An 11,832-nucleotide genomic window follows, 5' to 3' on the forward strand; every position below is an offset into this window, starting at 1 on the left:
ACGCGTGTACCGGCTCGACCCTCGCTACCCACCGGCGCCGCAGGCCGTTCTGGCCACCGGCTGGCGCGACATCGCCGCGACGCTGCCCCCGGGCCCCGTGGTGGTGGCGGTGGAGGGACCGCCGACGTTGGACTGGCCTGCGCTGGCCGACCGGCTGTCCCGCGAGCTGGCCACGCGCGGCGGCGCGGCGGCGCGGACGCTCGACGTGCGCGAGCACTACGCCCCGCCCGCCGAGGTCCGGCGCCGCACCGTCAGCGCCGAGGACGCCGCCGACCCGTACTACCACCGGCTGGCCGGGAACCCGCTGGACGACCTCTTCGACGCCGTGCCCCGCCCGGAGCGCCAGGACGGACCCGACGCGGGCCCGCTGCTGGTCTACGGGCCAGGCGCGGCGCTGGTCGAGCACGACGTGCTGTGGTACGCGGACGCGCCCAAGCGGTTCGCCGAGGCGGCGGTCGTCTCCGGCGGCGGCGTCAACCTCGGCCTGCCCGGTGAACCCGCCGACGTGCGCCGGCTGTTCTACGTGGACTGGCCGATGCTCGACCGGCACAGGGACGCGCTGGCCGGCCGCCTGGACGGCTGGTTGGACGTGCAACGCCCCGACCGGCCGGCGCTGCTGGACGGCGCCGGCCTGCGGGCCACGCTCGCCGACCTGGCCCGCCGCCCGGTCCGCACCCGGCCGTTCTTCAACGCCACGCCCTGGGGCGGCCACTGGGCGCAGCGCGAGCTCGGCTTCAACCCCGACGCGCGCAACACCGCGCTCGGCTACGAGCTGATCGCCCCGGAGGCCGGCATCCTCGTCGGCACCGGGCCCGACGCCGAGGTGGAGGTGCCGTTCCAGCTGATGTGCGTGCTGCACCCGGAGGAGGTGCTGGGCGCGCCGGTGCACGCCGCGTTCGGCACCTCGTTCCCGATCCGCTTCGACTACCTGGACACGGTCGGCGGCGGCAACCTCTCGGTGCACTGCCACCCGCGCGAACGGTACATGCGGGAGCGCTTCGGCTGGCCCTACACCCAGCACGAGACGTACTACCTCACGCTCGGCGAGCCGGACGCCCGGGTCTTCCTCGGCCTCCGCGAGGACGCCGACGTGGCGCTCTTCCGCACCGAGGTGGAGAAGGCCGCCACCCAGGGCGTGCCGATGCGCCCCGAGGACCACGTGCTGACCTTCCCGGCCGAACGCGGCCAGCTGTACCTGATCCCGGCCGGCACCCCGCACGCCAGCGGCGCCGGCAACCTGGTGCTGGAGATCAGCGCCACCCCGTACCTCTACAGCCTGCGGTTCTACGACTGGCAGCGCCCGGACGCCGACGGCAACCCGCGCCCGCTGCCGTACGAGCACGGTTTCGCCAACCTCGACACCGAGCGGCGCGGCGAGGCCGTGGCCCGCGATCTGGTGCCGGCGCCGCGCACGCTGCGCGAGGGCGACGGCTGGTCCGAGGAACTGCTCGGCGCGCTGCCGGAGATGTTCTACGAGGTGCGCCGTTTCACCGTCGCCGCCGACGCGGTGGCGGAGGACGACACCGCGGGGCGGTTCCACGTGCTGAACGTGGTGGAGGGCGACGGCGTGACCGTGGAGACCGCGGCGGGCGACCGGCACCGCCTGTCGTTCGCCGAGACGCTGACCGTGCCGGCCGCGGTCGGCGGCTACCGGCTGGTGCCGACCGGCGGCCCGGTGCGGGTCGTGAAGGCGCTGGTGCGGTGACCGGCTCCCCGACCGTCCCGGTCCTGGAGGTCGGCGGGACCCACGTCACCGCCGCCCTGGTGGACCTGCTGGGCCCGGACCGCGCCGAGGTGCGCGGCCGGGTCCGCCGGCCCCTGGACGCGCACGGCCCGGCCGCCGACGTCCTCGGCGCGCTGCTCGACTGCGCCGCCGCGCTGCCGGAGATCCCGGCGGGCGCGGTGTGGGGCGTGGCGGTGCCAGGACCTTTCGACTACGCGACCGGCGTCGCGCGGTACGCGGACGTCGGCAAGTTCGACGCCCTCAACGGCGTGGACGTGGGCGCCGCGCTCCGCGCCGGCCTGCCGGGCCGCCCCGCCGGCACGGCGTTCCGCAACGACGCGCACGCGTTCCTGATCGGCGAGGCGCACGCCGGGGCCGCCCGCGGCCACCGCCGCTGCGCCGGCATCACCCTCGGCACCGGCGTGGGCTCGGCGTTCCTCGCCGACGGACGGATCCGGGTGGACGAGCCCGGGCTGCCGCCCGAGGGCCGCGCCGACCTGCTGACGCTGCACGGCCGCCCGTTGGAGGACTCGGTCTCCCGGCGCGCGATCCTGGCCCGCTACGGCGGGCCCGGGGGCGACGCGGACGTGGACGTGCGGGACGTCGCCGACCGCGCCAGGGCGGGGGAGGAGCGGGCGGCCCGGGTGCTGGCCGAGGCGTTTGCCGAGCTTGGCACCGCGCTCGCGCCGAGCCTAGACTCCTTCGGTGCTTCCGTGCTGGTCGTCGGCGGCTCCATGGCCCGGTCCTGGGATCTGGTGGCCCCGGCCCTGCGGGACGGGCTCGGGGGTGCTGGGCCCGCGGTGACCGCGGCCCGGCTGGGCGAGGACGCCCTCCTGATCGGCGCGGCGCTGGCCGCCGCGCGAGGCCACGAGGAGTGAGACGGGGAGGACCGTTGGCCAGGAGCGCCAAGACCGGCCGGTCGAACGGCCCGACCCTGCGCGACGTCGCGGGCCGGGCCGGGGTCAGCGCGATGACGGTGACCCGGGCGCTGCGGGACGACCCGCGAGTCTCGCCCGAGACCAGGGAACGGGTGCTGGCGGCGGTCGCCGAGCTCGGGTACCGGCCCAACGCCGTCGCCCGCAGCCTGCGGCTGGGCCGCGCCAGCGGGCTCGTCGGGCTCGTCGTCACCAACCTCGCCAACCCCTTCTACTCCCGGCTGGCCCTCGGCCTGGACAGCGTCGTCGGCGAGCACGGCCTGAAGACGGTGATAGGGAACACCGGACAAGACCTGGACGCGGAACGCGATCTGGTCGCCGACCTGGTGACCCGCCGCGTCGACGGCATCATCGCGGTGCCCGCCGAGGCCGACCAGCGCCACCTCGCCGCGGCGGCGGCCCAGGGCGTGCCCGTGGTCTGCGCCAGCCGGCCGCCCAGCGGCTTCGAGGCCGACCACGTGCTGGTCGACGACTTCGGCGGGGCGAAGGACGCCACCGAGCGGCTGATCGCCCAGGGCCACCGCCGGATCGGCTTCCTCGGCCCGCCGGCCGCCGTCTACACCAGCACGGAACGCCTCCGCGGCTACCACGCCGCGCTGGCCGACGCGGGCCTGCCGGCCGACGACCGGCACGTCCGCCAGGGCGCCCAGGACACGGCCGACGCCGCCCACGCGGCGGCCGAGCTCCTCGCCCTCCACGACCCCCCGACGGCCCTCTTCTGCTCCAACAACCGGAACACCATCGGCGCGGTCCGCGCCGCCGGGCCGGACGTCGCGCTGGCCGGCTTCGACGACTTCGAACTGGCCGACATGCTCGGCCGGGCCCTCACCATCGTCGCCTACGACAGCGACGAGCTGGGCCGCGCCGCCGGCCGCCTCCTCGTCGACCGCATCCACCAGACCCCCGAGTCCACCGCGGCCCCCCGCCGCACCGTCCTCCCGACCCGGCCCCTGCACTACGGCGGCTAGGGCGACCCGGGGGCGCGGCGGACGGCGTGCAGCCGCACCCCTTCCGTCCCCGACGCTTCGTTGGTGATGTACATGGCCTGGTCGTCCCAGGCCATGTACATCTCCCCCCGATCGGTGCTACTCCTGACGCGATCGCGTCAGCGAACGGTTCCGGCGAAGTCGCCGACTCCCCGGGGCCTCCGGGCCGGCTTCGCCCGGCGGCGCCGCGGACGGTGTCGCGCCTGGCGTCGGTGCTCTAGCGTTGTTCGCAGGGAAGGTCCGATCCGTCCGATCCGGGGGAGTGGGGACATGGGCACGGGCCGGAGACGCAGGGTCTGCGTCGTGGGTGCCTCGGGGAAGCTCGGGCAGTACATGGTCCGGCACGCGTTGGACCGCGGGTACGAGGTCGTCGGCGTGTGCCGCGAGCGCAGCGTCCCGAAGCTGGCCGCGTTCGCCGACCGGATCACGATCGTTCCCGGGCACACGAACGACCGGGAGGCCATCAGGAAGGCCGTCGCCGGATGCGACGGCGTGCTGACCGTGCTGGTCCCCTGGGGCGTGCGGCAGTACTCGTCGGGCACGGCGCAGGCGGTGCTCGACCACGCCGAGCCCGACGCGCGCCTGGTCTTCTCGTGCGGCTGGCACATCACCCGGGACGGCCAGGACCGGTACTCCTGGCGCTTCCGGACGCTCCTCCGGATCGCCGCCCGGCTGGGGCGCCTCGTGCGCGCCGTCGAGATCGACGACCAGGTGGAGGCGTGCCGGCGGATCTTCGCCAGCGACCGGGCGTGGACCGTGGTCCGCGGCAGTTCCCTGGAGGAGGGCGAGAGCCAGGGCCTGCCCGTGTGGAGCCGGCACGTCGGCGATCCGGTCCTGGCGAGCGACCTGACGCGGCGCGTGGACTTCGCGCTCTTCATGGTCGCGGCGCTCACCGACGACACGCTGGTCCGCGAGGCGCCGGCCATCGTCGGCCGCCTCTCACCCAGCGCGCTGGCCCACGGACCCGGAACGGCTTGACCTCAAGTGCGGTTGAGTTTGCAGGATCTCCCCGCGACCGCCGTCCGGCGGCGCGACAGGGAGGGAGCGTCCGGCATGAGCACCGATTCCGGCTTCTACTCGATCATCGACTACACGGTCGACGGCCCGCGGACCCAGGAGGAGTTGGTGGCCGCGTTCGCCGAGATCCAGGAGCGGTGGGTGCGCTTCCACCCCGGCTACCGGTCGGCCCGGTTCCACGTGAGCACCGACGGCACCCGGGTCTACAACATCGTGCACTGGGACAGCGAGGCCGACTACCGAAGTTTCGTCGAGACGTCCGACACCGACGGGCGCGCGGCGGCCATCCAGCGGGCGTTGGACGGGCTCTCCGGCACGGCCGAGCCCCGCATGGACGGGCCTCCGACCTACCGGGTCGTGCGGGAGATCGGCCCCGGCCCCCGGCGGGCGGGCGACGGCTGACCGTGGGGCGTGGCACGGTCGCCGCGTACGCCGTGGGAGGTCGGCCGGTGTGGACGAGGGGCCAGCGCGCGTGGGTCTCACAGCAGCCGGTGGCCCGCAGCAGGGAGCGCGTTCCCGAACCTGAAGCACGGAACCGGCACACGGCGCGGGTGCACGCGTTCGCACGCACCCGCGTACGCTCCGGCGCGGGCCGGCCGCTACGCGGGTGCGGCGTGGGGGGAGCCGTAGGCCCGGGCGAGTGCGCCCACCGTGTCGGCCATGGCCTGGCGCAGTCCCGCCGGCGCGACGACCTCGACGTCGACGCCGAGCCGCAGCAACTCGCCGCAGGCGTGCTCGGCGCTCTCCGTCGGGATGACCGCCTCGACCCATCCGTCGTCGCCGACGGCGGTCGCGGTGGCCTCGACGGCCCGCACGACCTCCGGCGGGACGTTGTCGGGCAGGCGCCGGCGCCCCCGCGGGGACAGCCGAACCGTGGCCGTGCCGGTGAAGCGGCGGGCCTGGAAGTCCTCCAGGTAGGACGCCCAGTACGCGCCCAGGTCGAAGTCCGCCGGCCGGTCGAACCGCTCGTCACTCAGCACGGCGTCGAGGACCTGGGTCACCCGGTAGGTCGCGGTCCGGCTCCGCGCCGCGGCCACGAGGTACCAGACGCCGGACTTGAGCACCAGGCCGTAGGGCCGCAGGCGGCGGCGCACCTCCTGCGGGGCGCGCCAGCGGCGGTAGTGCACGTCCACCGCGCGCTGGGTCAGCACCGCGTCGACGAACAGGGGAAGAGACGGAGCCGGCTCGGGCTCCCGGTACCAGCCGGGCGCGTCCAGATGGAAGACCGCCGCGGTCCGCGCGGCCTCCTCGCGCGGTCCGGGCGGCAGCGCGGCCAGCAGCTTCAGCCGGGCCGCCGTCACCTCCGCCGCGAGCCCCAGATCGGCGGCGGGTCCTGGCAGCCCGGCGAGGAGCAGTGCCCGCGCCTCGCCCTCGCTCATCCCGGTCAGCCGGGTGCGATAGCCGTCGACCAGCTGGTAGCCGCCGCCGCGCCCCGGCTCCGCGTACAACGGCACCCCGGCGGCCTGCAGCCGCGCCACGTCACGGTAGGCGGTGCGCACGGACACGCCCAGTTCGTCGGCGAGCCCCCGCGCGGACATGCGGCCCCGGGACTGCAGCAACAGCAGCACCGACAGCAGACGACCGGCAGACATGGCCGCATTCTCCCCGTAACCCTGACAGCACCTGACACGCGGCTCCCCTACCGTCGGTTCGCGCCCGCAGAACGAAACCCCGAACAGGAGCCCGCCGTGCCCACCACCGACCCCGTCGGCCGCCCCGCCGTGATCGAGCTTCGCCAGTACACGCTGCGACCCGGTCGGCGCGACGAGCTCATCGAGCTGTTCGACCGGGAGTTCGTCGAGACCCAGGAGGAGACCGGGATGGTCGTGCTCGGCCAGTTCCGGGACCTCGACGAGCCGGACCGCTTCGTCTGGCTGCGCGGGTTCCGGGACATGGAGACGCGGCGCGACGCGCTCGGCGCCTTCTACGGCGGTCCCGTCTGGGCGAAGCACGGCCCGCAGGCCAACGCCACCATGATCGACTCCGACGACGTGCTCCTGCTGCGTCCGCTGGCCGACGGGAGCGGCCTCACCGTCTCCCCGTCCGCACGGCCCCCGGCCGGCGCTCCCGCACCTGACCGGTTCGTGGCCGCCACGGTGTGGTCGTTCCCGCCCGCCAGCGACCAGGGCCCCGCGCTGGTCCGGGACGGCCTGCTGCCCGTGCTCCGGGAGACGGGGCCCACCCCGCTCGCGGTCCTGACCACCGAGACGGCACCCAACACGTTCCCCAGGCTGCCGGTCCGCACCGGGGAGAACGTCGCCGTGGTCATCGGCTCGTACCCCACCGAGGACGCGTGCCGGCGGCACCTCGCCGACGTCGACACCCATCCCCGGGCGCGGAACGAGATCCTGCCGGCCCTCGAACGAGAACAAACGGCGGCACCGAGGGTGTTGCGACTGGCGCCCACCGGCCGCTCGCTCCTCTCCTGACGGCGGGCCGGCCCCGGTCAGGGCCGGTCGTACCAGGCGACCGCCGCGATCCGCCAGCCGGCCGCGGTGCGGACGAACTGGATCGTCTTGGTTCCGCCACCCTCGAACGGCTCACCGTCCAGGGTCCCCGACTTGCGGTACTCGCTGAACCGGGACGCGATATCGCCCGCGATCTCCGTCCGTTCCGACGTCTCCCACTCGGAGAACTCGACCAGCCGGCCGTCGGTCAGCAGCCGCTGGCGAGGCTCGATGAACTCGTCCACGGTGTAGACCGTGAACTCGGGGCCGGTCTTGACGATCACGCCCCCCGGAAGCACCAGCCGCCGGATCCGGGCCACGTCGGCGGCCCGGCCGCCGCGGTTGTCGAAGGCCCCGAAGAACTCGGCGGTCACCACGTCTATCTCGCTCTCGCTCCTGGACATGGCGCGACGGTAACAAGCGGAGGGACCAGGCTCAGGCGCTCGGGTCGACCCACAGCTGGACCGCCAGGCCGAAGCCGATCGCGGCCACGACCCAGCGCAGCGGGGCGGCGGGGACGCGGCGGGTGATGCCGGGACCGAGCGTGGAGCCGACGAACATGCCCAGGCCCAGGGCGGCCGCGGCCGCCCAGTCGACCGGGCCGAAGAAGCCGAAGGCGACGGCCGAGACGAGCACCTGGGCGCCGATGAGCATGTTCTTCAGGGCGTTGGCGCTGGCCAGCCGCGGTTCGGTGGTGATCAACAGCAGCGCGAGCGTCATCACCCCCGACCCGGCGCCGAAGTAGCCGCCGTACACCGCCGTCCCGACCAGCCCGACCGGCAACGCGACGCCGCCCGCCCCGTCCCGGCGGGCGGCGAGCCAGGGCTGGGCGAGCAGCGCCAGCGAGCCGAGGGCGACGAGGAACGGCACGACCCGGGCGAACACGCCCGGCGGGGTGACCAGCAACAGCACCGCGCCCCCCGCGCCGCCCAGCGCGGACAGCGGAATCCAACGCCGCAACCACGACCCTTTGCCCACCAACTCGGGCTGCGAGGCGAGCGCGGCCCCCGGCCAGCACGCCACGGCAGCGACGAGGTTGGTGACGTTCGCCGACAGGGCCGGAAGCCCCACCACGAGCAGCGCGGGATAGGACACCAGCGACGTGATGGCCCCCGCACTGCCGACCAGCCCGGCCAGCACCCCCGCCGCGGCCAGCAGCGCTATGTCACCGACCCCGGTCACCCGTCAGGACCGCCCGGCGGCGAACGCGACGAAAGCGGACCACTGTCGGGCCGGGAGCGCGAGCCGTTCGCCGTGCGGATCCTTCGAGTCGCGTATATAGACGTTGTCGGCGGAGGGCGCGATCTCCACGCACTCGGCGCCCTCCGCCGTGCTGTAGCTGCTCCTGATCCAGGTCCGTGCACGGGTGGCCGTCATGTCTCTCCCAGCACCTTCTCGATGAACGCCAGCGACTCCCGGGGCGTGAGAGCCTGCGCGCGAACACTTCCATAGCGTGATGCGAGGATACGAAGGTTCTGCTGGTCGGTGACGACCCGGCTGAACTGATGCACTTCGGTGTAGGCGATGCGCGGGCCCGTGCGCGGCTCCAGCAGGAGGATCGATCCGCCGAGCGCGGCGTGCTCCTCCCGACTCGTCGGCATCACCTGGATCTCCACATGTCGCAGCCGCGCGACGTCCAGCAGGTGCCCCAACTGTTCCCGCAGTACCTCTTTTCCGCCAATCGGCCGGCGCAGCGTCACCTCCTCCTGGACGAAGCTCAGGAAGGGCACCGGAGGGCGTGTGAGGATCTCCTGGCGGGCCCGGCGCGCGGACACGTTGCGCTCGATGGTGTCCTCGTCCAGCGTCGGGCGGTGCACGCGGAACAACGCGCGCGTGTACTCCTCGGTCTGCAGCAGCCCGTGGATGACGGTGCTCGCGTACGCGCCCAGCTCTTCCGCCTCGGCCTCCAGGCGGGCCAGGTCGCGGACCTTCTTGGGGTAACGCGCCTGGGCCACGTCGTCCTTGAGCGCGGCGAGGATGCCGCCCGCGCCCAGGGTCTGGTCCGCCGCGTCGAGGAACTCCGGTTTGGGGATGCGGCGGGCCCGTTCGACCGACGAGACCTGGTCCTCGCCGTAGCCGATGGCCGCGCCGAGTTCGGCCTGGGTCAGTCCGGCTCGTTCCCGCAGGAGCTTCACCAGTTTGCCGACGGTCCGGACGACCTCTCCGGCCTCGTCGTCCCACTCGCGCTCGGCCGCCTCGTCTCCGGACATCGCCCACCGCCCCTTCGGCCCATCAGATGCCCAACGGCCGCGTGCCGTCACAGGTCACGGCCGCCGGGCCGGACAGTCCGTGGCGCGGACCCGACAGACACGCCCCGTACCGCCGCCGTTGCTGCACGCGCTCGCAGCGCCGCGTCACGCTGAGGGCCATGAGGTCCGAAACCGCCCGGCCGCCGTCGACCCGGCACTTCAGCATGCGCTTCAGCCCGTCCCGCCGAGGAGCCCGCGCCGCCCGCCGGCTGGCCGCCGAACTGCTGGCGGCCTGGCGGTGGCCGCCGGACGACGACGCCGCACAGCGCGCCGTCCTGCTCGTCGCCGAACTCGCCGCCAACGCGGCCCTGCACGGCTTCGCCCCTGGCCGGGACTTCGAGGTGCGGCTGATCCTCGTCGAGCCGGCGACGCTGCGGGTCGAGGTCACCGACGCCCGGCCCGACCGTCTCCCACCGGCCCCGGGCGAACTGCGGCCGGCGTCAGCCCGCACCGAGTCGGGCCGGGGCCTGCTGCTGGTGGACGCCCTCGCCGACCGCTGGGGCGTCCGCCACGGCGGCCCGGACACCAAGACGGTCTGGTGCGAACTCACCCTGTGATCCGCACGAACCCTCCGGCTCAGTCGCCGCCGCCGCCACCGCCGTCTCCGAAGCCGCCGCCGGAGTCGGTCGCCGCGTGGCCCGAGTCGTCGTCGGCGTACGGGTCCACGGTCCTACTCGTCAGGATCCGCATCCGTCCCAGTCCCGACGGCGCCGGCGAGGCGATCCGCACGGCGCGGCGCAGCCGTCGCTCCGGGTGGGCGGCGGGGCCGTCGAAGACGTATGCCGGAAGCTCCTCGGACTCCCTGGCCAGCTCCAGGCGCCGGCGCCCCACCCGGGTGGGGCGGCGTGCGCGGGTGAGGAGGCCGAGCGACACCAGCCGCCGTCCGATCTCCTCCGTCTCGGTGGCCCGGGTGAGGCCGGCCAGCACGGCGGTCACGCTCCTCCCGTTCGGGCAGGAACTCGTGAGCACGCGCTCCACCGGGTGCTCGGCCTGCTCCTCGGCGCGGACGCGAGGCCCGGTGATCGTGATGACCCCGCGGTCGTGCAGCGTGAGCAGTGCGGTCTCGGCGACCCGCTGCGGTCCGCCGGCCAGACAAGCCACGTCATACCGGTCCAACGGCGACGACCCGGCCGAGCCGGTCCGTCGGAACGTTCTCCCCATGGGACCCCCATCCCTCCACTGCCCAGGTCCGACTCGTCAGGTCGCCCGCGAGTTGCCCAGCCCCGGGCAGCCGTCGTGGCCTGGCCGTGGCCGAGGTTATGGGCAGGCTTCTCCGAACTTCACGACGCCCAAGGTCACGGGCTGTCCCTCGAACGCCTCACCCGCCGCCGGGTCCTGGGCGCAGACCTGCCAGTTCGACTCCAGGAAGACGATGCGTTCCTCGCCGGAGACGTCCCGCACGGTGATGCTCGCGTTGTCCGGGAGGGCGGTGCGGGCGACGTTGGCGGACTCCCCGACGAGACTCGGCATCGTTCCGTAGGCCGCCTCGGGCCCTTCACCGGTGCCTTCATCCTCGGCGGGGCACTCCTCGTCAAGGTCGACGACGCCGAAATCAACCTCGACGTCGCTGGGATGGCGTCCCGCGTCCGGTGTCTGGAAGCAAACCTGCCAGTTTCGGTCCCAGACCTGCATGCGGTCGCGACCGGAGGCGTCGTGCGAGGTGAGGAGATAGAAGCCGGCCTCCTGCGCCGCGTCCTGCGCCGCCTGAAGGCCCATGCCCGTGAGGTCGGGGAGGTCTGCTTCTTCGTCGGTGTCTTCTGCGCTTTCCGTGTCCTCCGCGTTCTCTGCCTCGTTGGCGTTCTGCGGCTGCGGGTCGGTGCTGCCGACGTCCGGGGCCGGCCCGGCGGTGTCTGCGGCGTTCTTTGCCGGGTCTCCTGCGCCGAGGAGGCTGCCGATGATGCCGAGGGGAATGAAGGCGGAGACGATGATCAGCGCCTTCTGCCATCCGGGGAGACGTCGCCAGGCGTTCCGTCCATCAGCTGGCGGGCGTGTGGTGGGCTGCTGGTGAAAGGTCATCTCGCCAGCATGGTGCGTGCGAAGGAAACGTATGTGCCGTGTGTCTATTTCGTGATGATCAGTTCGAAGCTTGCGCTACGCAACCCGGTAGGAACGGCTCAGTGAATCCGGGGCCCTCAGGAGGAGAACCGCTGTGCCAGGTCCCGGAGGCGGGCCACGGCCGCGGTCGTCTGGTCGCCGGTGAGGGTGCTGCCGGGCATCCGGCCGAGGCGCTCGACCTGGTCGGCGAAGCGCAGGTACGCGCGGTGCGCGTGGTCCCGGCAGGGGAGGCACGTGACGCTTTCCGGACGGGCGGAGGTCATCGCGTAGGGGACCCGGTGTCCGCAGCCGGTGGTGACGACGGTCGGCGCGTCGGGGACGCGGCCCAGCGTCGATCCGATCAGGTTGCGCACGTCGGCGCCGGCCTGCACCACCTTCTGGTCCACGTGGATGTGGGGATCGGTCACCGTGTCCTCCTCC

Annotated in this window: 15 protein-coding genes; 7 read left to right on the top strand and 8 right to left on the bottom strand. The window is 74.0% G+C overall.

The genetic code is table 11. The features are described from left to right. Positions 1-4 precede the first annotated feature (4 nt). The 5 genes from ABGB06_RS02590 (at position 5) to ABGB06_RS02610 (ending at position 5,063) form a co-directional block, all read left to right on the top strand. On the top strand, positions 5-1,705 hold the full coding sequence (locus ABGB06_RS02590) for a hypothetical protein (protein ID WP_347584965.1): 1,701 nt from the start codon (positions 5-7) through the stop codon (positions 1,703-1,705). Next, entirely contained in the window at positions 1,702-2,601 is a 900-nt protein-coding gene (locus tag ABGB06_RS02595; RefSeq protein WP_347584966.1) for an ROK family protein, read from the top strand. Before ABGB06_RS02590 ends, ABGB06_RS02595 begins: the two co-directional genes overlap by 4 nt. 14 nt (positions 2,602-2,615) lie before the next feature. Then, complete coding sequence (locus tag ABGB06_RS02600) at positions 2,616-3,626, top strand: LacI family DNA-binding transcriptional regulator (RefSeq protein WP_347584967.1); 1,011 nt, start codon at positions 2,616-2,618, stop codon at positions 3,624-3,626. A gap of 288 nt (positions 3,627-3,914) precedes the next feature. Next, the gene (locus ABGB06_RS02605) at positions 3,915-4,622 is read left to right on the top strand and encodes an NAD(P)H-binding protein (RefSeq protein WP_347584968.1); all 708 of its coding nucleotides are present in this window, start codon (positions 3,915-3,917) and stop codon (positions 4,620-4,622) included. A 75-nt stretch (positions 4,623-4,697) separates the two neighbouring features. Further along, a complete protein-coding gene (locus tag ABGB06_RS02610) occupies positions 4,698-5,063 on the top strand; it encodes an antibiotic biosynthesis monooxygenase (RefSeq protein ID WP_347584970.1) in 366 nt (121 codons plus the stop codon). Between the two features lie 197 nt (positions 5,064-5,260). On the opposite strand, the gene ABGB06_RS02615 is transcribed toward ABGB06_RS02610, so the two are convergent. Then, positions 5,261-6,253 (bottom strand): WYL domain-containing protein, encoded by a 993-nt coding sequence (locus tag ABGB06_RS02615; protein WP_347584971.1) that lies wholly within the window; start codon positions 6,251-6,253, stop codon positions 5,261-5,263. A 96-nt stretch (positions 6,254-6,349) separates the two neighbouring features. Between ABGB06_RS02615 and ABGB06_RS02620 the strand changes: the two genes are divergently transcribed. Further along, positions 6,350-7,090: an NIPSNAP family protein gene (locus tag ABGB06_RS02620; protein ID WP_347584972.1), complete on the top strand. Its 741-nt coding sequence runs from the start codon at positions 6,350-6,352 to the stop codon at positions 7,088-7,090. A 17-nt stretch (positions 7,091-7,107) separates the two neighbouring features. On the opposite strand, the gene ABGB06_RS02625 is transcribed toward ABGB06_RS02620, so the two are convergent. The 4 genes from ABGB06_RS02625 to ABGB06_RS02640 are packed head-to-tail and all read right to left on the bottom strand — an operon-like array spanning position 7,108 to position 9,318. Continuing rightward, entirely contained in the window at positions 7,108-7,512 is a 405-nt protein-coding gene (locus tag ABGB06_RS02625; RefSeq protein WP_347584973.1) for a DUF4440 domain-containing protein, read from the bottom strand. Between the two features lie 31 nt (positions 7,513-7,543). Next, positions 7,544-8,290: a sulfite exporter TauE/SafE family protein gene (locus ABGB06_RS02630; RefSeq protein WP_347584974.1), complete on the bottom strand. Its 747-nt coding sequence runs from the start codon at positions 8,288-8,290 to the stop codon at positions 7,544-7,546. Positions 8,291-8,293: 3 nt separating this feature from the next. Then, on the bottom strand, positions 8,294-8,485 hold the full coding sequence (locus ABGB06_RS02635; protein WP_347584975.1) for a DUF397 domain-containing protein: 192 nt from the start codon (positions 8,483-8,485) through the stop codon (positions 8,294-8,296). Then, positions 8,482-9,318: a helix-turn-helix transcriptional regulator gene (locus tag ABGB06_RS02640; RefSeq protein WP_347584977.1), complete on the bottom strand. Its 837-nt coding sequence runs from the start codon at positions 9,316-9,318 to the stop codon at positions 8,482-8,484. The genes ABGB06_RS02635 and ABGB06_RS02640 overlap by 4 nt, the downstream gene beginning before the upstream one ends. A gap of 158 nt (positions 9,319-9,476) precedes the next feature. On the opposite strand from ABGB06_RS02640, the gene ABGB06_RS02645 reads away from it, so the two are divergent. Further along, entirely contained in the window at positions 9,477-9,914 is a 438-nt protein-coding gene (locus tag ABGB06_RS02645) for an ATP-binding protein (protein ID WP_347584978.1), read from the top strand. A 19-nt stretch (positions 9,915-9,933) separates the two neighbouring features. Here ABGB06_RS02645 and ABGB06_RS02650 read toward each other — a convergent pair whose 3' ends face one another. The 3 genes from ABGB06_RS02650 to ABGB06_RS02660 all read right to left on the bottom strand — a co-directional run bounded on the left by ABGB06_RS02650 (position 9,934) and on the right by ABGB06_RS02660 (position 11,819). Continuing rightward, the gene (locus tag ABGB06_RS02650) at positions 9,934-10,518 is read right to left on the bottom strand and encodes a TIGR04222 domain-containing membrane protein (protein WP_347584979.1); all 585 of its coding nucleotides are present in this window, start codon (positions 10,516-10,518) and stop codon (positions 9,934-9,936) included. A 96-nt stretch (positions 10,519-10,614) separates the two neighbouring features. Further along, the gene (locus ABGB06_RS02655; protein WP_347584980.1) at positions 10,615-11,373 is read right to left on the bottom strand and encodes a PASTA domain-containing protein; all 759 of its coding nucleotides are present in this window, start codon (positions 11,371-11,373) and stop codon (positions 10,615-10,617) included. Positions 11,374-11,489: 116 nt separating this feature from the next. Then, on the bottom strand, positions 11,490-11,819 hold the full coding sequence (locus tag ABGB06_RS02660) for a hypothetical protein (protein WP_347584981.1): 330 nt from the start codon (positions 11,817-11,819) through the stop codon (positions 11,490-11,492). Between the last annotated feature and the right edge of the window lie 13 nt (positions 11,820-11,832).

Source organism: Streptomyces sp. B6B3 (genome assembly GCF_039871525.1).
In the GTDB taxonomy this organism is placed as follows: domain Bacteria; phylum Actinomycetota; class Actinomycetes; order Streptomycetales; family Streptomycetaceae; genus Streptomyces.